Raw genomic sequence first — 23533 nt, forward strand, 5'->3', positions numbered from 1 at the left:
GCCTTCAATCGGGCAGGGCCAGGCTTGGCTGGCCGATGGTGACGGGGCGAAGGCGGTCCGATGAGCCCCGACTTGCCACGCGATGATCGTCTCTACACCGCCGGGCACTGGTTGGTAACGCAGTGAATCCCGCCCCCTCCCGCGGCAATCGCATCGATATCCAGCTGCACCACCTTGCGCCCCGGATACAGCTTCACCAGCAACGCCCGGGCCTTCTCGTCGGCACTGCGATCACCAAACTGCGGCGCAATCACCGCGCCGTTGATGACGAAGTAGTTGATGTACCCTGCCGCGAAGTCCGGGTTGTCATCGTTGAACTTGCTGCGCCGTGGCTTCAGTGGCGGCGAAATCGTGTGGATCTCCAGCTTGCGCTCGTCGGCATCGGTGGCGTTGCGCAGGATTTCCAGGTGCTCGAGAGTCACCTCGTGGTCGTAGGAATCCGGATCGTTGTCCAGGTTCGCCACCACCACGCCGGGCGCCGCGAAGCGCGCATAGAAGTCCACATGGGCGTCGGTGATGTCCTTGCCCTTGATGCCCGGCAGCCAGATGATCTTGCGCAGCCCCAGGCGTTCCTTCAGTTCGGCCTCGACCTGGGCCTTGCTCCAGCCCGGGTTGCGGTTGCTGTTGATCCAGCTGCTCTCGGTCATGATCCCGGTGCCGTGGCCGTCCACTTCGATACCGCCGCCTTCGCCCACCAGTTCGCTCTGCTGGTACTGGGCGCCGGCCAGCCTGGCGACGCGGGCCGCGAGCTTGGCGTCGTAGCGGTGCTGCTGCTTGCCGCCCCAGCCGTTGAAGTTGAAGTCCACCGCGCCCAGCACGCCGTCGTCGACCACGAAGTTGGCGCCGATGTCGCGCATCCAGATATCGTCCAGCTCGCTCTCGACATAGGTGATGTTGTGGCTGCCGCATTCCTCCTCGGCGATGTCGCGCTCGCTGGCGCGGCAGAACACCGTCACCGGCTGGAACGCGGCGATGGCCCGGGCGATGCGCCCGAGCGCGGCCTGGACGTCTTCGGTGAAGTCTTCCCAGATGGCGTCCTGGGCGCCAAAGGCGATGTAGGCGCGTGCGTGCTTTTCGCCTTCGTCGGGCATGAACCAGCGGCCCGGTTCGGCGGCGCGGGCGCTGTTGCCGCCAAACGGCAGGCCAAAGCTGGCGGCGGCGCCGAGGCCGGCGACGACGCTCATGTGCTGGAGGAAGGTACGGCGAGTAGGCATGGGGTCAGTCCTGTGCAGTCTTGAAGCGGGTCCAGACGCGCATGCGCGCACGCATGTCGGCCTGGGGGATGTCCTTGCCCGGGATCAGCCGGGTGTAGGTGGCATCGCCGAGGAAGATGTCCGGGTTGTCACGCAGGCGCGCATCCACCAGGGGGCGGGCCTTGGCGCTGGCGGTGGGGTAGCCGGTGAAATTGCTGATCGCGGCCATGTTCTCCGGGCTCATGACGAAGTTGATGAAACGATAGGCGTATTCCGGGTGCTTGGCGTCGGCGGGGATGGCCATGGTGTCCATCCACACCGTGGTGCCTTCGCGGGGCACGCGGTACTGGAAGTCGATGGCCTTGCCGGCGGCCTCCGCGGTGCGCTGGGCCTGGATCACGTCGCCGCTGTAGCCCAGCGACAGGCAGGTGTTGCCATTGACCAGCTCGGTGACCGGTTGCGACTGCAGCTTGCGCACATAGGGGCGGATGCCCTTGAGCAGCTCGCTGGCGGCGGCCAGGTCCTCGCGCTTGGCGCTGCGCGGCTCACGGCCCAGGTAGTGGAGCACCACGGCCAGCACTTCGTCGGGCGAGTCGATCATCGAGATGCCGCAGTCGGCGAACTTGGCCGCCAGCTCCGGCTTGAACAGCAGGTCGAGGCTGTCCAGCGGGGCGTCGGGCATGCGCTCGCGGATCTTCTTCGCATCCATGGTCAGGCCGATGGTGCCCCAGGTGTAGGGCACGGTGGCCTGGCTGGCCTTGGGGTAGCGGTCGTGCAGCTGGCGCAGGCCGGGCTCGATATCGTCGAGCGCGGTCAGTTGCTTGCGATCAAGGGCTTGCAGGCTGCCGGCACGCATCAGCCGTTCGGCCACGGTGTCGCCGGGGAATACCAGGTCATAGCCGCTGCGCCCGGACATCAGCTTGGCCTCGAGCACTTCGCTGCCGTCCATGACGTCGTAGATCACCGGGATGCCGGTCTCGGCGGTGAAGCGCTTGAGGGTGTCCTCGGCAAAATAGTCGGCCCAGTTGTACAGGCGCAGGGCGTCCTGCTCGGCCTGGGCGACGCCGGCGCAGGCCAGCAGGGCGGCGATGGCGAGCAGTTTCGATGGACGGCTTGGCATGGTTCAGGCCCTCGCGGTCTGTGGGGTGCGGCCGTCCAGGCTGAGCAACGGCGCGTACATGCTGGGGCGACGGTCGCGGTAGATGCCCCAGGTCAGGCGGTCCTCGCGCATGCGTTCCAGGTCCAGGTCGTGCAGCCAGACGCCGCTGCTGTCGCGGTCGGCCTCTTGCAGCATCGCGCCCTTGTGGTCGCAGATGAACGATGAACCGTAGAAACGCATCGACAGGTTGTCGTCGCTGCGCGCCACTTCATGGCCGACGCGGTTGGCGGCCACCACCGGCAGCAGGTTGGCGGCGGCGTGGCCGCGCATGGCCATCTGCCAATGGTCACGCGAGTCCAGCTCGGCGGCGCCCGGCTCCGAGCCGATGGCGGTGGGGAACAGCAGCACCTCGGCGCCCATCAGCGCCAGGCAGCGGGCGGTCTCGGGGAACCACTGGTCCCAGCAGATGCCGATGCCCAGGCGGCCGAAGGCGGTGTCCCAGACCTTGAAACCGGTATCGCCGGGGCTGAAGTATTCCTTTTCCTGGTAGCCGATGGCGTTGGGGATGTGGGTCTTGCGGTACACCCCCAGCAGGCGACCGTCGGCGTCGGCCACGGTCAGCGAGTTGAAGAAGGCATTGCCGGCGCGCTCGTACCAGCTCAGCGGCAGCACCACGCCCAGCTCCTTGGCCAGGGCGGCGAAGCGTTTGAGCAGCGGGCTGTCGTGGTAGTCCTGGGCCAGTGACTGGTGGCTGTGGCACTGCTCGATGCAGAAGTACGGGGTGGCGAACAGCTCTTGCAGCAGGATCACCTGGGCGCCCTGGGCGGCGGCCTGGCGCACCAGCTGCTCGGCGCGCTCGAGGTTGGCGGCCAGGTCCCAGCTGCAGGCCATCTGCGTGGTGGCGATGCGCAAGGTGCTCATGGGCGGGCTCCCTGCCAGGCCGGCTGCTGCTGGGTGATGCAGTGGATGCCGCCGCCGCCGTGGGCGATGTGGTCGATGCGCACCGGCACGACTTCGCGGCCGGGGAAGGCCAGGGCCAGCTGCTGCGCGGCGGCCTGGTCGGCGTCGATCCCGTAGGCCGGCATGATCACTGCGCCGTTGGCCAGGTAGAAGTTGGTGTACGAGGCGCAGAACACCTCGGCCTCGGTATCCACGGCCGCCGTGGCCTCGTACAGGTCGAGCAGCTCGAACGAGCGGCCCTGGGCGTCGGTGGCCAGTTCCAGGGCGCGACGGTTCTCGCGGGCCACTTCGGCGTACACCGAACCCTGGTCGTGGGTGGCGTCCACCAGCAGCACGCCGGGGCGGGCGAAGGCGCACACGCCATCGACATGGCCGTCGGTCATGTCGCCGGTGACGTACTGTGGGTCACCCGGCAGCCAGATGGTCTTGCGGATGCCCAGCAGGCGGGCGAAGCAGTCCTCGAAATCGGCCTTGCTCAGGCCTGGGTTGCGGTTGGGGTTGAGCAGCACCGACTCGGTGGTGATCAGCGTGCCTTCGCCGTCGACGTGGATGGCGCCGCCTTCGTTGCACAGCGGGGTGCTCAGGCCTTCGAGGCCGAGGTGGTCGAGGATGCGCCGGGCCAGGCTGCGGTCCTTGCCATGCTCGGACTTGTCGCCCCAGGCGTTGAAGCGCCAGCTCAGGCCGGCCACGCCCTGCTGCGGGTGGATGAGGAAGGTCGGACCGCTGTCGCGGCACCAGCTGTCGTCGACGGCCAGTTCGACCAGCTCGATGCCGGGGCCGCACAGTTCGCGGGCCATGGCCATGGCCGAGGGGTCGACCACCATCTTCACCGGCTCGAAGCGGGCGATGGCGGCGGCCACGCGGGCATAGTCGCGCTGCACGTCGGCCAGGGTCACGCCCCAGCCCGACTCCCACAGCGGCTTGTTGTGTGGCCAGATCATCCAGGTGGCGGCGTGGCGGGCCCATTCGGCAGGCATGCGCCAGCCGCTGTCGCGGGACAGGGTCATAGTGAACTCCGATCTATTAGGGATTTTTATCAACGAAGCCCGCCGTCGCGGGTGTTGCTGCCCATGTTATGGCTGGGAAACCGCAGCGACAAACGATAGATTTAGCGTATTTCTGATCAGTCAGGCTTATCAGCATGCTCAAACACTGGCCCCCGCTCAACGCCCTGCGCGGCTTCGAAGCCGCCGCCCGCCTGGGCAGCTTCCACAAGGCCGCCGAGGCCCTGAACCTCACCCAGTCGGCGATCAGCCAGCAGATCCGCAGCCTGGAGAGTTACCTGGAACAACCGTTGTTTCACCGCAGCGGGCGCAGTGTCAGCCTGACCGACGCCGGGCATGACCTGCTCAGCACCACCCAAGCCTTGCTGCAGCAGCTGGCGGTGGGGATTCGTCGCCTTGACCAATACCGCAAGCCCAACCAATTGGTGGTCAACACTACCCCGGCCTTCGCCCGGCATTGGCTGTTACCGCGCCTGGCGGATTTCCATCAGCGTCACCCGGATGTGGACCTGTGGCTGTTCACCAGTTTCGAGGTGCCGGACATGGCCAACGAGACCATCGACCTGGCGATTCGCGACGATATCGGGCCGCAGGCTGAATGCAGCTTCACCGTGCTACACCAGGACACGCTGTATCCGGCCTGTCACCCGACGTTGCCCGAGACCGGGCGCACGACCTTGCACGGCGAGCGCGAGATGGACTGGAGTCACTGGCAGCTGGAGGGCGGCGAGGAGGTGGGGCAGCAGGGCAAGGGGCTGAATTTCTCCGACCCGGGGCTGCTGCTGGAGGCGGCGGGCGAGGGGCTGGGGATCGCCCTGGTCAGTCAGTTGCTGGCACAGCGGATGGTCGACGAGGGACGTTTGCGGCCCTTGTCGGCACAGCGCGTACGCGGGCCGGTGTGGAGCTGCCTGGTGCATTGGGAAAGCCAGGAGGATCCATTGGCGCGGCAGTTTCTCGCGTGGTTGCGCGAAGCCCTGCGGCCAGCACCGTCCCTGTAGGCGCGAAAGGGCTGCGCAGCAGCCCCAGATTTCGGAGGATCGCTGAAATTGTCGGGGCCGCTTCGCGGCCCTTTCGCGGCACAAGGCCGCTCCTACAAAATGTTCGAGGATTTTGAATCACCCCGTAATATGTGTCGGATATCCCACGAGGGTAGTCTCACCCTCTAGATCAAACGGCAGTGCCCCGAATCCGGGCGCTGTCCCAGCCTAAACCTGACGAGGTACAGACATTGGCCATCATTCATCCCAAGGTTCGCGGTTTCATCTGCACCACGACTCACCCCAAGGGCTGCGAGCTCAACGTCCGTGACCAGATCGAAGCCACCCGCAAGCTGGGCGTGCGCGAGGATGGTCCGAAGAAAGTCCTGGTGATCGGCGCCTCCAGCGGCTACGGCCTGGCCGCGCGCATCACCGCGGCGTTCGGCTTCAAGGCCGATACCCTGGGCGTGTTCTTCGAAAAGCCGGGCACCGAGACCAAGGCCGGTACCGCCGGCTGGTACAACGCCGCCGCCTTCGACAAGTTCGCCAAGGCCGAAGGCCTGTACAGCAAGTCGATCAACGGTGACGCCTTCTCCGACGAAGCCCGCGCCAAAGTGATCGAGCTGATCAAGAACGAAATGGGCGGCCAGGTCGACCTGGTCATCTACTCCCTGGCCTCGCCGGTGCGCAAGCTGCCGCAGACCGGTGAGCTGGTGCGTTCGGCACTGAAGCCGATCGGCCAGCCGTACAAGTCGACCGCCATCGACACCAACAAGGACATCATCATCGAGGCCAGCATCGAGCCGGCCACCGAGCAGGAAATCCAGGACACCGTCACCGTGATGGGTGGCCAGGACTGGGAGCTGTGGATCGACGCCCTGAACGCCGCCGGCGTGCTGGCGCCGCAGGCCCGCACCGTGGCCTTCAGCTACATCGGGTCCGACATCACCTGGCCGATCTACTGGGACGGCGCGCTGGGCAAGGCCAAGCAGGACCTGGACGAAACCGCCCAGCGCCTGGGCAAGAAAGTCGGTGGCAGTGCCAACGTTGCGGTGCTGAAGTCGGTCGTCACCCAGGCCAGCTCGGCGATCCCGGTGATGCCGCTGTACCTGTCGATGGTCTTCAAGATCATGCAGGAGAAGGGTATTCACGAAGGTACCCAGAACCAGCTGGACCGCATGTTCCGCGACCGCATGTACCGTGCGGATGGTGCGCCGGCTGCCCTGGACGACGAAGGCCGCCTGCGTCTGGACGACTGGGAACTGCGTGATGACGTGCAGGACGCCTGCCGTGCGATGTGGCCCAAAGTCACCACCGAAAACCTGTTCGAGCTGACCGATTACGCGGGCTACAAGAAGCAGTTCCTCAACCTGTTCGGCTTCGAGCGCGCTGACGTCAACTACGACGAAGACGTGGCCACCGACGTACGGTTCGACTGCATCGAGCTGTAAGCAAGTCCTTGACCGCGCAGCCGTTGATGACGGCTGCGCGGTTCCCGCCGACGACTTGTTAATATTCTGAAACAAATCACCCAATGGCCCTTGGCCATGAGCACGCTCCGCCTGATCTATACCCCAGCTATTGGCCTGGCAATTCCGCCGGGGCCGAGGAGGGAGCAATGGGCGCGCTGCAAAAACTACAAGAACGCATTCGCCAGAAGGGCCTCAAGCGCACCTTCAAGACCTTGTTCGAACGTTACGTGTTCTTCCACTGGGAATTGTTGTGGATGGAACGCGACCTGATCAGTCCGGTGCCTCCCTACAGCCTCAAGGCCCACACGCCGGTCACCCTGGTGCAGATCACCACCGCCAACGCCGACGCCTTCGCCGCGAATTTCGGCGACCGCGTCGAGACCATGCGTGAACTGGCCGCCGAAGGGCACACCGGGCACATGTACCTGGACGAGCAGGGCGACGCCGTGGCCTTCATCTGGGCCAGCGTGGTCGACTATCACGACAAGCACTACTACGGTTGCACCTTTCCGGTGAAACCGGGCGAATTCTTCGAGTTCGGCGGCGAGATGACCCGGCCCTACTTCGGCAGCGAGCTATCGGTGACGGCCCAGGTCGAGCTGTGGAACGCCATGCGTGAGAAAGGCTGCCACAAGGTGGTGGACGTGGTGGAGACCCACAATGTGCCGGCCATGAAGCTGCACCTGCGCATGGGCTACCACGAGCAGGGGCGGGTGATGCATGTGTACGGCCTGTTCGGCCGCTGGAAGCTGTTCCGCGAGACCCGCTACGACGGCTCGCGCCTGGCGGTGTTGCGCAAGCCGGGTGTGGCGGGGGCCTTGCCGACTGCTTGAACCTATCGCGGGGCAAGTCGCAGCGGCGCACCGCCGCTCCCACGCTACCTTGGCTAGTTCTGAGTAGCGTGGGAGCGGGCTTGCCCCGCGATAGGGCCGGTACAGCCACCGATTTTTTTGCTAGCGTGGGCGCACGACAACAGCCCGTCCGCCAGCATGGCGCGACGCCGCAGGGAGCGCGCCATGAGCAGCCTCACCCAACCCGCCTGTGCCTTTCGTCATGTCGCCGCCGACGGCTACAGCCTCGGCGGATTCCGTTGGCGCCACGCCGAACCCGATCCCGGGCGAGCGCTGGTGATCATCAACGCTGCCACCTCGGTGCGCTGCCGTTACTACTCGCGCTTCGCCGACTACCTGTTCGCCCAGGGTTTCGACGTGCTCACCTACGACTACCGCGGCATCGGCGAGTCGCGCCCGGCCACGCTGCGTGGTTTCCAGGCGTCCTGGAGCGACTGGGGGCGGCTGGACTTCGAGGCGATGCTGCAACTGGCCGCCGCCGAGCATCCGGGCCAGCCGGTGCATGTAGTCGGCCACAGTTTCGGCGGCTGGGCGCTGGGGCTGGCGCCGTCGGCGGGGCAGGTGCGCCATGCGGTGCTGGTGGGGGCGCAGTTCGCCTACTGGCGTGACTATGCGGCGGAGCAGCGTTGGCAGCTGTTCGGCAAATGGCATGTGCTGATGCCGCTTTTGACCCGGCTGTTCGGCTACTTCCCCGGCAAGCGCCTGGGCTGGCTGGAGGACACCCCGGCCGGGGTGGTGCGTGACTGGAGCACCCGCACGCCGCGCTACGAACACCGCCCCAGCGGGCGCCTGCTCGAGGCGGTGCCGTTCGAACAGGTGCGGGCGGCGACCCTGGCCGTCAGCCTGACCGATGATCCGTTCGGCACGGTGGCGGCCACCGAGCGGTTGTTGGGGTACCTGCGCCAGGCCGAGCGTCGGCACCTGCGGGTGGCGCCTGTGGATATCTCGGTGGAGGAGATCGGGCATTTCGCGTTCTTTCACGATAGGTTTCGTGAAAGTTTGTGGCCGATTGCACTTGAGTGGTTACGAGAAGGGCGATTGGGGGACCAGGTGCCGGGTAGCGTTATCAGGTGAGGGTCTCATCGCGGGGCAAGTCGCATCGGCGCACCGCCGCTCCCACAGAAACTGGAGCGGACTTGGGCATGACACGCTATTAGGCCAGGCGCGCCAACGGCTGGGCGGTGAACTTCACGCCGGCCAAACCATGCTTGATCAGCGCACGGATGTTGCCATGGTCGCTGCCCTCGGGGGTGGCCACCACGCTGCGGTAGTGCTCGCCGAAGGCCAGCAGCGCCTCTTGGTCGCTCAGCCCTTCCAGCAGCGCCAGGCCCAGGGTCTTGCACGAACCTTCGTTCTGCCCGGCGGCGTTGTGCACGTCGCCGTTGTCGAAGGCCTGGGGTTGGTAGCTGTAGTTCGCGGCGATGAACGCCAGGGTCTCGGCGAAAACGTGTTCGCCGCTGGCGAGGCTGCTGCGCAGGGTGTTCAGGTCAGTCACGAGGTTTTCCTTGTTCGAACGCCGCCTGTTGCTCGGCGCTGGCTTCTTTCTGGTGTTGGGCTTTCCACTCGGCGTAGGGCATGCCGTACACCTGCTCGCGGGCATCATCCAGGCTCAGCTCGATCTGGCGATCGTCGGCGGCGGCCTTGAGCCATTTCGACAGGCAGTTGCGGCAGAAGCCGGAGAGGTTCATCAGGTCGATGTTCTGCACGTCGGTGCGCTTCTGCAGATGGTCGACCAGGCGCCGGAACGCGGCGGCTTCGAGTTCGAGCTGTTGTTGCGGGGTCATGGGCGGTGTCTCTTCAGGTCATGCGGTTCTTCAGATGGCGGCCACCGTTGATGACCACCTGGCTGCCGGTGCTGTACTGGCTTTCGAGCAGGAACAGCACGGCGTCGATCAGCGGGCGGGCGCCGGGTTCGAATTCGAGCAGGGCCTTTTTCAGGGTCTGCTGGCGGTACTGCTCGTCGCCGCCTTCCTTGAGGATCAAGAGGCCCGGCAGGATACCGTTGACGCGCACCTTGGGCGCGTACTTTTCGGCGAACGACAGCACCATGTTCTGCAGCGCGGCCTTGGTCGCGGCGTAGCCGATATGGCTCTTGCTGCCGCGCGAGGAGGTCTCGTCGCAGATGTGGATGATATCGGCCTTGTCCACCTTGTTCAGCCACTCGCCGAGGGCCAGGTTGAGGTGGTAGGGCGCCTCGACGTGCAGGCGGAACATGGTGTCGAGGTTGTCCAGGCCATCGTCGAGCCACAGCGAGGCGTTGTGGATGATCGCACGCAGGCCGTCGTAGTGGCCGTGCAGGTGGTCGATCAGGGCCTGGCGGTCTTCGCTGCGGGTCAGGTCGGCCTGGAACTGCCGGATGTTCGGGTGGGCCGCCTGGGCATGCAGGCTGCGGCTGGCGCTGACCACCGTATGGCCGGCCTGGGCCAGCTCCAGGGCCAGGGCCAGCCCGACGCGCTGGCTGGCGCCGGTGATGAGGATTGGGCTGTTCATGTGCGGGCGGTCTGTTCGTCTGTCCGTGCGTGATGCCCCAGCATACCCGAACTGCGCGGCCTTGCGAGCCCGTGCCTCAGCGGCTGCGCAGCCCCTGGGCGCGGTCGCTCGGGGCATGCGGCGCGGCGTTCAGCCAGCCGGCCAGCAGGCGGGTGGACAGTGGGATGAACAGGTACACCATCAAGGGGGTCAGGGCCAGGGTGCTGAGCAGTACGCGGGGCAGCAGTTCCAGCGCTGCCAGCCAGTGGCCGAACAGCAGGTTGAACAGCAGCGAGACCGGGAAGAACGCCAGCCAGATGGCCGTGGCCTGTTTCCAGCGCGGCGGTTTCTGCACCGTATTGGTGCCGAACCAGTCGTCGATGCCGCTCACGCGCCTCTCTTTGGGGCGTTCGAACAGGCCGTCGCCACGCTCAAGCCAGGCTCGGCGCGAGGCGGAATGCTCCCAGGCGTGCAGGGTCTGCTCGTCGGTGAAGCGGAAGATGATCTGGAATTCATCGCCCTCGGCCGGCGGCGCGAGGATGCCCGAGCCCAGGTAACCGGGGAAGTCGGTGGCCAGCTGCTCGCCTTCATGCAGCCAGGCCAGCAGGTCCTGGTAGCGGCCACAGGCGGCGCGGCGCGACACCATCAGGGTGACGGGTGGGGTAGACATCGTGTATCTCCTGGCGACGGGGCTGGCGGGTAGCCGGCCCCTTGGCATGCGGCCCGGGGTGGTGGGCGGCGCAGGCGTGCTTGCAAGAATCGGGCGCAGATTATGCGCGATCACCCATGACCGGTCAGTTTCAGCGGCTGGACGGTCGTCAGAAGGCGGCGGGAGCCTGGGCGTGCAGCTCGGGGTGGGCCTGGCGGTGGGCCTGCAGGATGTACTCGCGCAGGCGTTCGATTTCTTCGGCCGGGCTGTGCGACAGGTCATAGGCGGCCAGGCGCGGGCCGATGCGCCGGCGCAGCACGCCATGCAGGCCGATCGGCGGGATATCCGCGGCGGCGAAGCGCAGCTTGAAGTGGGACGGCGCCTCGCGCCGGCCACGGACTTCCAGCAGCACGCCCTTGAACGAGATGTCACGCACCCACAGATCGCTGGCCTGGCCATGGTCGTCGAGCAGGGCGCTCGGCTGCTCCAGCGACAGGCGCCAGGGTCGCAGCATGGGGCCGTCCTCGTAGATGTCCGGCGAGCCCAGTTGCAGGTGCAGGGCGTGGAATTCATCCTCGACCAGTTGCAGGGGGAAGCTCAGTTGCTGGTTGTTGAAGCTGGCCTGCAGGGTTACCTGCTCGTTGGCCACCAGGCGGGTGAGCAGGTCCTTCAGACGACGGTCGCCATTGACCAGCAGGCTCGACATGGGGTCGGCCAGGTTCAGTTGGGGCGAATGCTGCATGTCCTGGATGAAATCCAGTTCGTCCTGGGAGAGTAGGGCGTCTGCTTGCATGGTCGAACTCGAAGGGGCGATCGGTAAGGGCGATTTCTTCACGGCTGTCGACAGTGGGCAATACGCTTCGTTCCGGTCATTCGTCGGATAATCCTGAAGTGTGTGACTTTAGGCATAGGCGGCCTTTTGCCACTGTCGAGTGCTAGTATCCTACGTTTTCACTCAGTTTCGGAATCCTCACCCGATGAAAGTCGCCATTATTTCCGGTTCGGTCTACGGCACCGCCGAAGAAGTCGCCCGTCACGCCGAGTCGCTGCTCAAGGCCGCCGGCCTTGAAGCCTGGCACGCCGCCCGCGCCACCCTGCAGGACATCGAAGGCTTCGCCCCGGACGCGCTGCTGGCGGTGACCTCGACCACTGGCATGGGTGAGCTGCCCGACAGCCTGATGCCGCTGTACAGCACCATTCGCGATGTGTTGCCGGCGGCCTGGCGTGGTTTGCCCGGGGCGGTGATCGGCCTGGGCGACTCGAGCTATGGCGACACCTACTGCGGCGGCGGCGAGCAGATGCGCGAGCTGTTTGCCGAGCTGGGGGTGAACGAGGTGCTGCCGATGCTGCGGCTCGATGCCAGCGAGACGGTAACGCCGGAGACCGATGCCGAGCCGTGGCTGGCGGAGTTTGTGGCTGTCCTTAAAGGCTAATCTTCTGAGGCTCGGCGGTCCCTGTAGGAGATCACACAGCCTCCGGGCCGCGCTGTCGTGCAGGGAACAGGGTTCCAGCGTGGGAGCGGCGGTGCGCCGATGCGACTTGCCCCGCGATCACCGGCGAAGCCGGTGCCAAACGCCGCATCGCGGGGCAAGCCCGCTCCCACGCTGCCCCAGTCAAATCAAAGAATTATGTTTTGTTCCATGAGAGCGGCCTTGTGCCGCGAAAGGGCGGCAGCCATTTACGTGTAGACGCTCAGTACCTGGGGCCGCTTTGCGGCCCTTTCGCGGCACAAGGCCGCTCCTACACGTTCGCGTCAGTCGTTCTGTTCACGCAACAACGCCAGCCACGCCTGCGCCGCCCGCGACAGATAAGCCCCGCGCCGCCAGATGAAGGCGATGTCCCAACGCAGGTACTCAGGCGCCCGCAACGGCAAACGCACCACCCCGGGCCGCTCCAGCGCCCGCGCGACGATCGCCGGCAGCAGCACCACGCCTTGACCGGCCGCCACCAGCGCGGCGAGAAAGTCCGCCTGGCCGCTGCGTCCGCCCTCCCTGGGCGTGAAGCCCTCCTGCTGGCAGGCACTGAGCAACCGATCGTTCAACACGAAGCTGCGCTGGTACAGCAGGAACGGCGTGTCAGCCAGTTGCGCCAGGGCGACGTCGGCTTGCCCGGCCAGCGCGTGGTCGGCGGGCAGCAGGGCCTCCAGCGGCTCGTTGCAAAAGGGTTGGTAGTCGAACGCCGGATCGTTCGGCGTCAGGCTGCCGCCCAGTTCCAGCTCGCCACTTTTCACCGCCTGCTCGACCATGCGGCTGCCGCCTTCGAGCAGCTGGATCGAGATGTTCGGATGCCGCCGCCGGTACTCGGCGAACAATCCGGCGAACAGCGCGTCGCTGCCCAGTAACGGCAGACCAAGGCGCAGCTCGCCGCGGGCCATCTGGCTGAGGTCGTCCAGTTCGCTCTGCAGCTCCTGGCGCTGGCGCAACAGCGCCTCGCCCCGCTCAAGGACGATGCGCCCGGCGGCGGTCAGCAGCAACTGCGAACCCTGGCGCTCCAGCAGGGGCTGGCCGATATCCTGTTCCAGCTGGGCGACCTGCTTGCTCACCGCCGACTGGCTGATGTGCAGGGTGGTCGCCGCCTGGGTGAAGCCGCCCTTGTGGACGACTTCGATGAAACTGCGCAGTTGTTTGAATTCCATGATCACTGAATTCCATTCTGGAATGGCTGTCAGTCTAACAATTCGCTTCTGGCCTAGGTGCGCGAATTCTACAATGGGCACGTTGTCGAGGAACCCCCGCCCATGAATCCTGCATTGCTGAAGAAAACCCTGCGCCTGCTCGCCGAGCTGGCGGTGCTGCTGGCCCTGTTCCTGATCGGTGGGCAACTGGCCGCCTGGCTGGCCTGGCCGATCCCCGCCGGGGTGATGGGCCTGGCGTTGCTGCTGGTGCTGTTCGCTACCGGTGTGCTCAAGCCGGCCACCCTGCAACTGGGCGCCGGCTGGCTGATGGCCGAGATGCTGCTGTTCTTCATCCCGGCGCTGATGAGCCTGCTGGACTACGGCAGCCTGCTGCGCAGCGAAGGCTGGCGTATCCTGCTGGTGATCGCCCTGAGCACCCTGCTGGTGATGGTGGTCACCGCGCTGACCGTGGAACTGGTGTGCCGCTGGAGGCTGCGCCATGAGCCTTGAACCCATGCCGCTGTTCTGGCTGGTGCTGACCCTGGGCGCCTACCTGGGCAGCCGCTGGCTGTATCGGCGCAGCGGGCGCTACCTGCTGTCGCCGCTGATCCTGGTGCCGGCGCTGCTGCTTGCGGTGGCGGTGCCGCTGCACACCGCCTACGCCGAGTACGCTCGCAACACCCACTGGCTGATGGGCGTGCTGGGCCCGGTCACGGTGGCTTTTGCGGTGCCGATCTGGCAGCAACGGGCATTGCTGGCGCGGCACTGGCCGGCACTGCTGGTGGGCATGCTGGCCGGCAGCGTGGCCTCGATCGGCAGTTCCTGGGCGCTGGCGCACTTGCTGGCGCTGGACGAGGCGGTCAGCCTGTCGCTGCTGCCGCGTTCGATCACCACGCCGTTCGCCATGCCGGTGGCCCAGGACCTGGGCGGTGTGCCGGAGCTGACGGCGGTGTTCGTGATGTTCACCGGCGTGCTCGGGGCCATGTTCGGCGGCATCCTGCTGCGCTGGTTGCCACTGCGCACGCCGTTGGCGCGGGGCGCGCTGTTCGGCGTCGGCGCCCATGGCGCGGGCGTCAGCCGGGCCCAGGAGGTCGGCCGCGAGGAGGGCTCGGTGGCCGGGCTGGTCATGGTCCTGACCGGGTTGCTCAACCTGCTGGCTGCGCCGCTGCTGATGAAGTTGATCTGACCGTTCGTGCCACTGACTCGCACGGTCATCAGGCTGGCTGCCAAGGCGACTTATCACCTTCGTATAGGCTTCTAGACTGAGCCTCGACATAGAGAGCACATGTATGTGCCGAGGTGACATGCAATGAACGCAGCCTTGCCCTCTTCCGACACTTATCCACCGGGACGACCGTGATGCCACTGGCCGAGATTCCATTGTGCGTCTGGCGCACCCGGAGCCAGGGTTTCACCTTCCGGGGCCAGAGCATCCGCTACTGGACGGCAGGGCAAGGAGAGCCCCTGCTATTGCTTCACGGTTTCCCCACGGCCAGCTGGGATTGGCACTACCTGTGGGCACCCCTGACCCAGCGTTTTCGCGTGGTGGCCTGCGACATGCTCGGCTTCGGCGACTCGGCCAAGCCCGCGGACCACAACTACAGCCTGCTCGAGCAGGCCGACCTGCAGCAGGCGTTGCTGGCGCACCTGCGCATCGACCAGCCGCTGCACCTGCTGGCCCATGACTATGGTGGCAGCGTCGCCCAGGAACTGCTGGCCAGGCACCATGAGCGGCGGCTCGAGGTGGCCAGTTGCGTGTTCCTCAACAGCGGGCTGTTCCCCGAGAGCTGCCGCGTGCTGCTGGTGCAGAAGCTGCTGCTCAGCCGCCTGGGCTGGCTGGTCGGGCGCTCGTTCGGGCGCGACGACCTGGTGCGCAACGTCACCCAGGTCTACGGCCCCTGCACCCACCCCAGCGAAAGCGCCCTGGACGACTACTGGAGCCTGATCGCCTCCAATCGCGGCCCACGCATCCTGCATCGGCTCATCAGCTTCCTGCCCGAGCGCAGGGCCCAGCGCGAACGCTGGGTCGCGGCGCTGCAACGCCCGGGCGTGCCGCTGCGCTTCATCAATGGCGCGGTGGATCCGCTGTCCGGCGCGCACATGGTCGAACGTTACCGCGAACTGGTGCCGGAGCCGGATACCGTGGTGCTGCAGGGCATCGGCCATTACCCGCATACCGAGGCGCCGGTGCAGGTGCTGCGCCACTACCTGGCCTTTCGTGAACAACCGATGAGCTATGTGCCGCTGAAGGTCGCCTGGTCCTGACCGGGCGATCATCGCCAGGCGTTATCGGGCGGCATTCGCCATGGTGCGCTTGATTGCCCGGCCCCGGCGGCTGACGGAGACTGCGTTGCATCCTTTCATTGCCAGGAGCCTTGAGCATGAGCGAACCAGTACGTCTGCAGGATCGAGTGGTGATCGTCACGGGGGCCGGTGGCGGCCTGGGCCGGGCCCATGCGTTGCTGTTCGCCGCGCGCGGTGCGCACGTGGTGGTCAATGACCTGGGCGGGTCGACCCATGGCGAAGGCGCCAACGCCTCGGCGGCCGACCGCGTGGTGGAGGAGATCCGCGCCGCGGGCGGTTCGGCGATCGCCAACCATGACTCGGTCACTGACGGCGCGCGCATCGTCGAGCAAGCCCTGGACACCTTCGGCCGGGTCGATGTGCTGGTCAACAACGCCGGCATCCTGCGCGACAAGACCTTCCACAAGATGGAGGACAGCGACTGGGACCTGGTCTACCGCGTGCACGTCGAGGGCGCCTACAAGGTCACCCACGCCGCCTGGCCGCACCTGCGGGCGCAGAACTGGGGGCGGGTGATCTTCACCTCGTCCACCTCGGGCATCTACGGCAACTTCGGCCAGGCCAACTACGGCATGGCCAAGCTCGGCCTCTACGGGCTGACCCGCACCCTGGCCATCGAGGGCCGCAAGCACGGCATCCTGGTCAACGCCATCGCCCCGACCGGCGGCACGCGCATGACCGAGGGGCTGATCCCGCCGCAGGTGTTCGAGCGGCTGCAACCCGAGCTGATCAGCCCACTGGTGGTGTACCTGGGGAGCGATCAGTGCCAGGACAGCGGCGAGCTGTTCGAGGTGGGCGGCGGCTGGGTCGGCAAGGTGCGCTGGGAGCGCAGTCAGGGCGTGGGGTTTGACCCGCGCGAAGGGTTCACGCCCGAGCAGGTGGCGGACAACTGGGCGCGGATCGGCGACTTCGAGGGCGCCGGGCATCCGCAGGACAGCCTGCAGGCGTTGCAGCAGATGATGGCGAACCTGCAGAAGTATCCGTTGGGTTGAGGCGCGCGTATCACGGCATGGTCGGGTTTGCGTGCGTGGCATGTGAGCAGGCTTGTGAGCGGGCATGCGAGCGGGGTATGCGTGGGAGCGGGCTTGCCCCGCGATGAGGCCGGTCCAGGCAACGGCGCCACATGGCACGGGCTTCGCCCGTGATCGCGGGGCAAGCCCGCTCCCACGCGGTCTCGCTCGCATACCCGCTCCTACGCAGCCTCGTTCGCACGCAGCCCGCACTCAGCCTGCCCATTCCCACCAGGCTCCGCCAGGCGATTCTTGCACAAATAAAAAAGGCCGCTGCAATCGCAGCGGCCAATCGAGACGTTAGATCAAGGAGCTTCAAAATCAACGTCGGTGAACCTGGGCGGGCCCGAAAGGCGGGGGGGAGAGCCCTTCGTGCCGGCCAGTGAGATCAGAATAAGCGCTTGATCCCGTGGGAAAAATAGCGGCTTATGACATTCACCTTTACGTTTCGGGTAAAAGTGCAAGGCGGACTATAGCCAGCCTGTGCAGTGAAAATCCGTAATGCTTTGTAAGCCCTTTCACTGATCCGCGCCGTATCCCATCCGCCAGCTGGTGGCCTGGGTGGCGGCGAGCAGGCGCCGGGCAGCCGGGCCGTGCTCGTCGGCATGGAAGATCGAGGTCGGCCCGACCACGGTCATCACCGCGGCGATCTGGCCCATGGCGTTGAACACCGGCGCGGACAGCGCATCCACCCCCGGCATCAGCAACCCGTGCACATGGTGCAGGCCGCGCTGGCGGATCTGTTCCAGCAGGGGCGCATAGTCGGCCGCCGTCTGGCCGAGCGTGGCCAGTTCCTGGTCGCGCAGCTCCACGGTCTCCCGCTCGGGCAGATGGGCAGCGAACACCAGCCCGGTGGACGAACTCAGCAACGGCAGCACCGAGCCGATCTGGGTCACCACCGTCACCGCCCGCACCGCCGGCTCGATGCTCACCACGGTCGCGCCCTGGTTGCCCCACACGGCGATGAAGCAGCTTTCGTTGAGCTCGTCGCGCAGCTGCGACAGCGGCAGCGCGGCCACCTTCAGCACATCGATGCTGCCCAGGGCCGCCATGCCTACCCGCAACGCCTCGCGGCCCAGCCCATAGTGGTTGGTGGCCGGATCCTGCTCGGCGAAGCCACTGGCGATCAGCGCCTGCAGGTAACGGTGCACCTTGCTTGCCGGCATCTCGACATGCTCGGCCAGGCGCGACAGCGAGGTGGAGGGGGAGAGCTCGGCCAGGGCCTTGAGGATGTCGGTGCCGACTTCCGCCGAGCGGACCTTCTGTTTGCCGTTGTCGGCGCTGCTGCTGGCTTTGGCCATGGGGGACTTCTATGCGGATTTCTTGGGGTGGCGCCTTTATAGCTTGACGCCTGCGCGCGGGCAAATTACGTTATTCGTAATCTGATTACGATAAAAACAATGCAGACGCGCTGCCGCCCTTGGTGCCGGTTTCAGGATCGGGCCCGCAGCCAGCTGCCCGCAACGGCTCCCAGCAGCCCGGAGGCACCGATGACCCGCGACACTTCCCCTGAACTCGAGTACCTGAGCGGCTTCGGCAACGAATTCGCCAGCGAAGCCTTGCCCGGCGCCCTGCCGGTCGGGCAGAACTCGCCGCAGAAGGCCCCCTACGGGCTGTACGCCGAGCTGCTGTCGGGCACCGCCTTCACCATGACCCGCAGCGAACTGCGCCGTACCTGGCTGTACCGCATTCGTCCGTCGGCGCTGCACCCGCGCTTCGAGCGCCTGGAGCGCCAGCCGCTGACCGGCGCGCTGGGCGCCATCAACCCCAATCGCCTGCGCTGGAGCCCCCAGCCGATCCCGTCCGAGCCGACCGACTTCATCGATGGCTGGCTGCCGATGGTGGCCAACTCGGCATCGGAGAAACCGGCTGGCGTGAGCATCTACATCTACCGCGCCAACCGTTCCATGGAGCGGGTGTTCTTCAATGCCGACGGCGAGCTGCTGCTGGTGCCTGAACAAGGTCGCCTGCGCATCGCCACCGAGCTGGGCGTGCTCGAAGTCGGGCCGCTGGAGATCGCGGTGATCCCGCGGGGCATGAAGTTCCGTGTCGAACTGCTCGATGCCCAGGCCCGTGGCTACATCGCCGAGAACCACGGCGCGCCGCTGCGCATTCCGGACCTCGGCCCGATCGGCAGCAACGGCCTGGCCAACCCGCGTGACTTCCTCACCCCGGTCGCCCATTACGAAGAAAGCACCGGCCCGGTGCAGCTGGTGCAGAAGTTCCTCGGCGAACACTGGGCCTGCGAGCTGCAGCATTCGCCGCTGGACGTGGTCGCCTGGCACGGCAGCAACGTGCCGTACAAGTACGACCTGCGCCGCTTCAACACCATCGGCACGGTCAGCTTCGACCATCCCGACCCGTCGATCTTCACCGTGCTGACCTCGCCCACCAGCGTGCACGGCATGGCCAACATGGACTTCGTGATCTTCCCGCCGCGCTGGATGGTGGCCGAGAACACCTTCCGTCCACCATGGTTCCACCGCAACCTGATGAACGAGTTCATGGGCCTGATCCACGGCGCCTACGACGCCAAGGCCGAAGGCTTCCTGCCCGGCGGCGCCTCGCTGCACGGGGTGATGAGCGCCCACGGTCCGGACGCCGAGACCTGCGACAAGGCCATCTCGGTGGACCTGGCGCCGCACAAGATCGACAACACCATGGCCTTCATGTTCGAGACCAGCCAGGTGCTGCGTCCGAGCCGCCAGGCCCTCGAAAGCCCGCAATTGCAGGCCGACTACGATAGTTGCTGGGCCACCTTGCCGAGCACCTTCAACCCGAACCGGAGATAACCGATGAACCACACCGCCATTGCCCGCAGCTGGGTCGAGCACGCCAACGGGCACCGCGACTTCCCGCTGCAGAACCTGCCCCTGGGCATCTTCAGCCGTCCAGGGCAGGCGCCACGTTGCGGCGTGGCCATCGGCGACGCGATCCTCGACCTGGAGGCCGTGCTGGCCGCCGGCCTGTTCGACGGCGCGGCCAAGGCCGCCGTCGAAGCCACCGCAGGTGGCGCGCTGAATGCCTTCTTCGCCCTCGGCCGCGCGGCCCGTGTGGCCCTGCGCGAGCGCCTGCTGGCACTGCTGGGCGAGGGCAGCGAGCACCAGGCTGCGCTGAAGGCCGCGCTGTACCCGGCCCGCGAATGCCAGCTGCACCTGCCGGCGAAGATCGGTGACTACACCGACTTCTATGTCGGCATCGAGCATGCCAAGAACGTCGGCAAGCTGTTCCGCCCGGACAACCCGCTGCTGCCCAACTACAAGCACGTGCCGATCGGCTACCACGGCCGCGCCTCGACCATCCGTGCCTCCGGCGCCGATGTACGCCGCCCCAAGGGCCAGACCCTGCCGGCGGGCCAGACCGAGCCGAGCTTCGGCCCTTGCGCGCGCCTGGACTACGAACTGGAGCTGGGCATCTGGATCGGCCAGGGCAACGACATGGGCCAGCCGATCCCGGTGGGCGATGCCGCCGAGCACGTGGCCGGCTTCTGCCTGCTCAACGACTGGTCGGCGCGGGATATCCAGGCCTGGGAATACCAGCCGCTGGGCCCGTTCCTGTCCAAGAGCTTCATCACCACGGTGTCGCCGTGGGTGGTCACCGCCGAGGCCCTGGAGCCGTTCCGCTGCGCCCAGCCGGCCCGTCCGGAGGGTGACCCGCAGCCGTTGTCGTACCTGCTGGACAAGCGCGACCAGGCCGCCGGCGCCTTCGACATCGAGCTGGAAGTGCTGCTGCTGACCGAGCGCATGCGCGAGCAGAACCTGCCGGCTCATCGCCTGACCTTGAGCAGCACCCGCAGCATGTACTGGACCGTGGCGCAGATGGTTGCCCACCACAGCGTCAACGGCTGCCAGCTGCAACCGGGCGACCTGTTCGGCTCGGGCACCCTGTCGGGCGCCGCGCCGGGTTCGTTCGGCAGCCTGCTGGAGATCACCGAGGGCGGCAAGCACCCGGTGGAGCTGGCCAGCGGCGAGGTGCGCAAGTTCCTCGAGGACGGTGACGAGATCATCCTGCGTGCCCGTTGCGTGCGCGAGGGCGTGGCCAGCATCGGCTTCGGCGAATGCCGCGGCACCATCGTCGCGGCCAACTGAGGGGGCAGGGCGATGGAACTGTTCACCTACTACCGCTCCACCTCGTCGTATCGGGTGCGCATCGCCCTGGCGCTCAAGGGCCTGGACTACCAGGCCCTGCCGGTAAACCTGCTCAAGGGCGAGCAGCGCGGCGCGGACTACCTGGCGCTCAACCCCCAGGGTCGGGTGCCGGCTCTGCGCCTGGAGAGCGGCGAACTGCTGGTGCAGTCGCCGGCGATCATCGAGTACCTGGAGGAAGCCTTCCCCGAAACGCCACTGCTGCCCCGTGTGGCCGAAGCCCGGGCCAGGGTGCGCGGCGTGGCGGCGATCATCGGTTGCGATATCCACCCGTTGCACAACGTCAGCGTGCTCAACCAGCTGCGTCAGCTGGGGCACGACGAGGCCCAGGTCAACCAGTGGATCGGCCACTGGATCAGCCAGGGGCTGGCGGCGGTGGAGCAACTGATCGGCGATGACGGCTTCTGCTTCGGAGCGACGCCGGGCCTCGCCGACGTCTACCTGATCCCGCAGCTGTACGCGGCCGAGCGCTTCAACATCGACCTCGGCGGCTACCCGCGCATCCGCCGGGTGGCCGCCCTGGCCGAGCAGCACCCGGCCTTCCACCAGGCCCACCCGGCGAGGCAGCCCGACACGCCCGACTGATCGCCACCGCCCGCACCTGCACTCATAACAACAAAAGACAGGGACCTTGCGATGCACAACCAGATAGCCAGCTTTCGCGCGGCGCTCGACGCGCGCCCGGTGTCACCCTACCAGTGGCGCCTGCTGCTGCTGTTGATCCTGCTGTTGGTCACCGATGGTTATGACGCCCAGGTGCTGGGCTATGTGATCCCCGCGCTGGCCCAGGACTGGGGGCTGGAAAAGGCCGCCTTCGGGCCGGTGTTCAGCGCCAACCTGCTGGGGCTGACGGTCGGTTCGCTGGCGGTGACGCCACTGGCTGACCGCTTCGGCGTGCGCCGTGTGCTGCTGTGCTGCGTGCTGCTGTACGCCAGCCTGACGGTGCTGATGGTGTTCGCCTCCTCGCTCGACAGCCTGATGCTGGCGCGCTTTCTCTGCGGCATCGGCATGGGCGGCGCCATGCCCAGCGCCATGGCGCTGATGGCCGACTATGCGCCGCCTCGACTGCGCACCCTGATGGTCACTCTGGCGGCCTGTGGCTTCTCCCTGGGCGGCGCGGCGGGGGGATTCGTCGCTGCGGGCTTCATCGACCATTACGGTTGGCAGGCGGTGTTCCTTGCCGGCGGCGTGGCGCCGCTGCTGTTGATCCCGTTCCTGGCCTTGTACCTGCCCGAGTCGCTGCCGCGCCTGCTGCGCGATGCGCCGCCGTATGCCCGGTTGCAAAGGATTACTACCCGCCTGCTGCCGGGCTGGCAGGTGCCGGCGGCGCAGGTCGCCACCGATGAGCCAGCGGATAGCAAGCTCACCATGGTGGCGTTGTTCCGCGACGGTTTCGCCCGGCCGACCTTGCTGCTGTGGGGTACCTTCTTCGTCAGCCTGATCCTGTTGTACTTCATGATCAGTTGGCTACCGTCGCTGTTGCAGGAAAGCGGGCTGGCGTTGAACCAGGCCAACCTGGTCACCTCGCTGTTCCTGTTCGCCGGCACCTTCGGCGCGGTGTGCCTGGCCTGGTGCGCCGACCGAATGAAGAACAAGGCCCGCCTGTTGGCTGGCGTATTGCTAGGGGCGGCAGTATTCAGCGTGCTGGTCGGCCTCAACCACGACGACCCGCGCTGGCTGGTCCCCAGCGTATTCGCCGCAGGCTTCTGCATCATCGGTGGCCAGCTGACGCTCAATGCCTTCGTCAGCAACTTTTACCCGGCCCAGGTGCGCGCCACCGGTACCGGCTGGGCGCTGGGCGTCGGGCGCTTCGGCTCGATCCTTGGACCGCTTATCGGCAGCTTGCTGCTGACCCTGCACATGCCGGTGGAGCAGATCTTCTTCTTCTGCGCCATCCCGGCATTGCTTGGGGCGCTGCTGGTCAGCCAGGTGCGGGCGCCACGGCCACGTGAAGTGGCGCCCAAGGGTGAAGCGCTAATGGATTGAGCGCTTGCCGCTGGGCAACTGACCGAGGCGTTCGCTGAGTTTCAGGCGCTGCAGCGGGTCGTCGGTCAGCAGCAGGGCATGCTCCAGGTCGAAGCGTTCGGCCTGGGGGCAGTCCAGGTGCTGGTACAGCGTCGCGCGGGCCAGGTAGTCGCTGACCTGCACCGGACCCAGTTGCATGACCCGTTCGGCATCGACCAGCGCGGCCAGGTCGTTGTCGTTGCTGGTATGCAACTGGCGCAGGTTGCGCGACAGGCGCTGGAGCATCTGCATCGGCGAGGCGCTGCGCAGGTGCTCGGCGCTCAGCGGCATCTGCGGGCCGTACTGGCGGGCGAGCAGTTCGCGGCAGTCGCTGGGATAGAGGCGTCGGCCTCCGCAGGGGTCGAGCAGATGATCGGCGCCGGGGACGCGCAGCAGGAAGTGGCCGGGGAAGTTGACGCCCTCCAGCGGAATCGACAGACGGCGCGCCAGTTCCAGGGCGAGGATGGCCAGCAGCAACGGCTGGCCGCGGCGGCGCTGCAGCACCTTGTCCATCAGGGCCGCCTGCGGTCGCAGCGGGTGGTACTCGTCCTGCTGGAAGCCCAGGGCGTTGAGCTGGCGCAGCAAGGGTTGGGCCAACTCGTTGAGCGGCAGTATCGGCAGGCTGGTGCTGATGTCGCGTTGCAGTTCGTGCAGCCGAGCCAGGCCGGCCGTGGGGTCGACAGTGCCATCATGCTCGGCGGCGATCCACAGGGCGGCTTCCAGCAGGGCGACCGGCTCGCGTTCCAGGCAGGCCAGGCAGGCTTGGCGTGGGTTCATGGGAC

Annotated in this window: 25 protein-coding genes; 13 read left to right on the top strand and 12 right to left on the bottom strand. The window is 66.7% G+C overall.

What is annotated here, in order from left to right:
* Positions 1–92 precede the first annotated feature (92 nt).
* From K2O50_RS04075 to K2O50_RS04090, 4 genes are read right to left on the bottom strand one after another with little or no spacing between them, the layout of a single operon-like run.
* Complete coding sequence (locus K2O50_RS04075) at positions 93–1214, bottom strand: agmatine/peptidylarginine deiminase (protein ID WP_050706881.1); 1122 nt, start codon at positions 1212–1214, stop codon at positions 93–95.
* Between the two features lie 4 nt (positions 1215–1218).
* Positions 1219–2313, bottom strand: coding sequence for an extracellular solute-binding protein (locus K2O50_RS04080; RefSeq protein ID WP_050706880.1), 1095 nt, complete (start codon positions 2311–2313; stop codon positions 1219–1221).
* 3 nt (positions 2314–2316) lie between these two features.
* Positions 2317–3213, bottom strand: coding sequence for an N-carbamoylputrescine amidase (aguB, locus tag K2O50_RS04085; RefSeq protein WP_050706879.1), 897 nt, complete (start codon positions 3211–3213; stop codon positions 2317–2319).
* Complete coding sequence (locus K2O50_RS04090) at positions 3210–4259, bottom strand: agmatine/peptidylarginine deiminase (protein ID WP_050706878.1); 1050 nt, start codon at positions 4257–4259, stop codon at positions 3210–3212. Before K2O50_RS04090 ends, aguB begins: the two co-directional genes overlap by 4 nt.
* Positions 4260–4393: 134 nt before the next feature.
* Between K2O50_RS04090 and K2O50_RS04095 the strand changes: the two genes are divergently transcribed.
* From K2O50_RS04095 to K2O50_RS04110, 4 genes are all read left to right on the top strand, one after another.
* Complete coding sequence (locus tag K2O50_RS04095) at positions 4394–5254, top strand: LysR substrate-binding domain-containing protein (RefSeq protein ID WP_050706877.1); 861 nt, start codon at positions 4394–4396, stop codon at positions 5252–5254.
* Positions 5255–5484: 230 nt separating this feature from the next.
* A complete protein-coding gene (gene fabV, locus K2O50_RS04100; protein WP_050706876.1) occupies positions 5485–6684 on the top strand; it encodes an enoyl-ACP reductase FabV in 1200 nt (399 codons plus the stop codon).
* 167 nt (positions 6685–6851) lie between these two features.
* Positions 6852–7538 (top strand): GNAT family N-acetyltransferase, encoded by a 687-nt coding sequence (locus K2O50_RS04105; RefSeq protein ID WP_050706875.1) that lies wholly within the window; start codon positions 6852–6854, stop codon positions 7536–7538.
* A 183-nt stretch (positions 7539–7721) separates the two neighbouring features.
* Positions 7722–8630 (top strand): alpha/beta fold hydrolase, encoded by a 909-nt coding sequence (locus K2O50_RS04110; protein ID WP_050706874.1) that lies wholly within the window; start codon positions 7722–7724, stop codon positions 8628–8630.
* 79 nt (positions 8631–8709) lie between these two features.
* Here K2O50_RS04110 and K2O50_RS04115 read toward each other — a convergent pair whose 3' ends face one another.
* The 5 genes from K2O50_RS04115 to K2O50_RS04135 all read right to left on the bottom strand — a co-directional run bounded on the left by K2O50_RS04115 (position 8710) and on the right by K2O50_RS04135 (position 11467).
* Complete coding sequence (locus K2O50_RS04115) at positions 8710–9051, bottom strand: HopJ type III effector protein (RefSeq protein ID WP_050706873.1); 342 nt, start codon at positions 9049–9051, stop codon at positions 8710–8712.
* Positions 9044–9340: a DUF1244 domain-containing protein gene (locus K2O50_RS04120; RefSeq protein ID WP_050706872.1), complete on the bottom strand. Its 297-nt coding sequence runs from the start codon at positions 9338–9340 to the stop codon at positions 9044–9046. Before K2O50_RS04120 ends, K2O50_RS04115 begins: the two co-directional genes overlap by 8 nt.
* A 13-nt stretch (positions 9341–9353) precedes the next feature.
* Positions 9354–10046, bottom strand: coding sequence for a dihydromonapterin reductase (gene folM, locus K2O50_RS04125; RefSeq protein WP_050706871.1), 693 nt, complete (start codon positions 10044–10046; stop codon positions 9354–9356).
* Positions 10047–10122: 76 nt separating this feature from the next.
* Complete coding sequence (locus tag K2O50_RS04130; protein WP_050706870.1) at positions 10123–10695, bottom strand: antibiotic biosynthesis monooxygenase; 573 nt, start codon at positions 10693–10695, stop codon at positions 10123–10125.
* A 148-nt stretch (positions 10696–10843) separates the two neighbouring features.
* Positions 10844–11467 carry a hypothetical protein gene (locus K2O50_RS04135; protein WP_050706869.1) on the bottom strand — a complete coding sequence of 208 codons (624 nt, stop codon included), beginning with the start codon at positions 11465–11467 and terminating at the stop codon, positions 10844–10846.
* Positions 11468–11651: 184 nt separating this feature from the next.
* Between K2O50_RS04135 and K2O50_RS04140 the strand changes: the two genes are divergently transcribed.
* Positions 11652–12107: a flavodoxin gene (locus K2O50_RS04140; protein ID WP_050706868.1), complete on the top strand. Its 456-nt coding sequence runs from the start codon at positions 11652–11654 to the stop codon at positions 12105–12107.
* Between the two features lie 320 nt (positions 12108–12427).
* Here the strand turns inward: K2O50_RS04140 and K2O50_RS04145 are convergent, their stop codons facing one another.
* Positions 12428–13309, bottom strand: coding sequence for a LysR family transcriptional regulator (locus K2O50_RS04145; RefSeq protein WP_050706867.1), 882 nt, complete (start codon positions 13307–13309; stop codon positions 12428–12430).
* Positions 13310–13411: 102 nt separating this feature from the next.
* Here K2O50_RS04145 and K2O50_RS04150 point away from each other — a divergent pair, with 102 nt between their 5' ends.
* The 4 genes from K2O50_RS04150 (at position 13412) to K2O50_RS04165 (ending at position 16584) form a co-directional block, all read left to right on the top strand.
* A complete protein-coding gene (locus K2O50_RS04150) occupies positions 13412–13798 on the top strand; it encodes a CidA/LrgA family protein (protein ID WP_050706866.1) in 387 nt (128 codons plus the stop codon).
* On the top strand, positions 13788–14474 hold the full coding sequence (locus K2O50_RS04155) for an LrgB family protein (RefSeq protein ID WP_050706865.1): 687 nt from the start codon (positions 13788–13790) through the stop codon (positions 14472–14474). Before K2O50_RS04150 ends, K2O50_RS04155 begins: the two co-directional genes overlap by 11 nt.
* Positions 14475–14647: 173 nt before the next feature.
* Positions 14648–15553, top strand: a complete 906-nt coding sequence (locus K2O50_RS04160) for an alpha/beta fold hydrolase (RefSeq protein WP_050706864.1) — start codon at positions 14648–14650, stop codon at positions 15551–15553.
* A gap of 116 nt (positions 15554–15669) precedes the next feature.
* Entirely contained in the window at positions 15670–16584 is a 915-nt protein-coding gene (locus tag K2O50_RS04165; protein ID WP_050706863.1) for an SDR family oxidoreductase, read from the top strand.
* A 536-nt stretch (positions 16585–17120) separates the two neighbouring features.
* Here the strand turns inward: K2O50_RS04165 and K2O50_RS04170 are convergent.
* Positions 17121–17903 carry an IclR family transcriptional regulator gene (locus K2O50_RS04170; protein WP_050706862.1) on the bottom strand — a complete coding sequence of 261 codons (783 nt, stop codon included), beginning with the start codon at positions 17901–17903 and terminating at the stop codon, positions 17121–17123.
* A gap of 189 nt (positions 17904–18092) precedes the next feature.
* Between K2O50_RS04170 and hmgA the strand changes: the two genes are divergently transcribed.
* Genes hmgA through K2O50_RS04190 form a run of 4 tightly spaced genes read left to right on the top strand, consistent with a single transcriptional unit; the run spans position 18093 to position 22733 of the window.
* A complete protein-coding gene (gene hmgA / locus K2O50_RS04175; RefSeq protein WP_050706861.1) occupies positions 18093–19394 on the top strand; it encodes a homogentisate 1,2-dioxygenase in 1302 nt (433 codons plus the stop codon).
* 3 nt (positions 19395–19397) lie between these two features.
* Positions 19398–20690 carry a fumarylacetoacetase gene (gene fahA, locus K2O50_RS04180; RefSeq protein WP_050706860.1) on the top strand — a complete coding sequence of 431 codons (1293 nt, stop codon included), beginning with the start codon at positions 19398–19400 and terminating at the stop codon, positions 20688–20690.
* A 12-nt stretch (positions 20691–20702) separates the two neighbouring features.
* Complete coding sequence (maiA, locus tag K2O50_RS04185; RefSeq protein WP_050706859.1) at positions 20703–21332, top strand: maleylacetoacetate isomerase; 630 nt, start codon at positions 20703–20705, stop codon at positions 21330–21332.
* Positions 21333–21383: 51 nt separating this feature from the next.
* Positions 21384–22733: an aromatic acid/H+ symport family MFS transporter gene (locus K2O50_RS04190; protein ID WP_050706858.1), complete on the top strand. Its 1350-nt coding sequence runs from the start codon at positions 21384–21386 to the stop codon at positions 22731–22733.
* Here K2O50_RS04190 and K2O50_RS04195 read toward each other — a convergent pair.
* A complete protein-coding gene (locus K2O50_RS04195; RefSeq protein ID WP_050706857.1) occupies positions 22722–23528 on the bottom strand; it encodes a SirB1 family protein in 807 nt (268 codons plus the stop codon). The two genes, K2O50_RS04190 and K2O50_RS04195, sit on opposite strands and share 12 nt — an antisense overlap.
* Positions 23529–23533 lie beyond the last annotated feature (5 nt).

Origin of the sequence: Pseudomonas sp. 2hn (genome assembly GCF_019646095.1) — a bacterium.
Classification (GTDB): domain Bacteria; phylum Pseudomonadota; class Gammaproteobacteria; order Pseudomonadales; family Pseudomonadaceae; genus Aquipseudomonas; species Aquipseudomonas peradeniyensis.

Coding starts and splice junctions, on each gene's coding strand:
- K2O50_RS04075 (WP_050706881.1), bottom strand. CDS start 1,214: ATGCCTACTCGCCGTACCTTCCTCCAGCACATGAGCGTCGTCGCCGGC.
- K2O50_RS04080 (WP_050706880.1), bottom strand. CDS start 2,313: ATGCCAAGCCGTCCATCGAAACTGCTCGCCATCGCCGCCCTGCTGGCC.
- aguB (WP_050706879.1), bottom strand. CDS start 3,213: ATGAGCACCTTGCGCATCGCCACCACGCAGATGGCCTGCAGCTGGGAC.
- K2O50_RS04090 (WP_050706878.1), bottom strand. CDS start 4,259: ATGACCCTGTCCCGCGACAGCGGCTGGCGCATGCCTGCCGAATGGGCC.
- K2O50_RS04095 (WP_050706877.1), top strand. CDS start 4,394: ATGCTCAAACACTGGCCCCCGCTCAACGCCCTGCGCGGCTTCGAAGCC.
- K2O50_RS04105 (WP_050706875.1), top strand. CDS start 6,852: ATGGGCGCGCTGCAAAAACTACAAGAACGCATTCGCCAGAAGGGCCTC.
- K2O50_RS04110 (WP_050706874.1), top strand. CDS start 7,722: ATGAGCAGCCTCACCCAACCCGCCTGTGCCTTTCGTCATGTCGCCGCC.
- K2O50_RS04120 (WP_050706872.1), bottom strand. CDS start 9,340: ATGACCCCGCAACAACAGCTCGAACTCGAAGCCGCCGCGTTCCGGCGC.
- folM (WP_050706871.1), bottom strand. CDS start 10,046: ATGAACAGCCCAATCCTCATCACCGGCGCCAGCCAGCGCGTCGGGCTG.
- K2O50_RS04130 (WP_050706870.1), bottom strand. CDS start 10,695: ATGTCTACCCCACCCGTCACCCTGATGGTGTCGCGCCGCGCCGCCTGT.
- K2O50_RS04135 (WP_050706869.1), bottom strand. CDS start 11,467: ATGCAAGCAGACGCCCTACTCTCCCAGGACGAACTGGATTTCATCCAG.
- K2O50_RS04140 (WP_050706868.1), top strand. CDS start 11,652: ATGAAAGTCGCCATTATTTCCGGTTCGGTCTACGGCACCGCCGAAGAA.
- K2O50_RS04145 (WP_050706867.1), bottom strand. CDS start 13,309: ATGGAATTCAAACAACTGCGCAGTTTCATCGAAGTCGTCCACAAGGGC.
- K2O50_RS04150 (WP_050706866.1), top strand. CDS start 13,412: ATGAATCCTGCATTGCTGAAGAAAACCCTGCGCCTGCTCGCCGAGCTG.
- K2O50_RS04155 (WP_050706865.1), top strand. CDS start 13,788: ATGAGCCTTGAACCCATGCCGCTGTTCTGGCTGGTGCTGACCCTGGGC.
- K2O50_RS04160 (WP_050706864.1), top strand. CDS start 14,648: ATGCCACTGGCCGAGATTCCATTGTGCGTCTGGCGCACCCGGAGCCAG.
- K2O50_RS04165 (WP_050706863.1), top strand. CDS start 15,670: ATGAGCGAACCAGTACGTCTGCAGGATCGAGTGGTGATCGTCACGGGG.
- K2O50_RS04170 (WP_050706862.1), bottom strand. CDS start 17,903: ATGGCCAAAGCCAGCAGCAGCGCCGACAACGGCAAACAGAAGGTCCGC.
- hmgA (WP_050706861.1), top strand. CDS start 18,093: ATGACCCGCGACACTTCCCCTGAACTCGAGTACCTGAGCGGCTTCGGC.
- fahA (WP_050706860.1), top strand. CDS start 19,398: ATGAACCACACCGCCATTGCCCGCAGCTGGGTCGAGCACGCCAACGGG.
- maiA (WP_050706859.1), top strand. CDS start 20,703: ATGGAACTGTTCACCTACTACCGCTCCACCTCGTCGTATCGGGTGCGC.
- K2O50_RS04190 (WP_050706858.1), top strand. CDS start 21,384: ATGCACAACCAGATAGCCAGCTTTCGCGCGGCGCTCGACGCGCGCCCG.
- K2O50_RS04195 (WP_050706857.1), bottom strand. CDS start 23,528: ATGAACCCACGCCAAGCCTGCCTGGCCTGCCTGGAACGCGAGCCGGTC.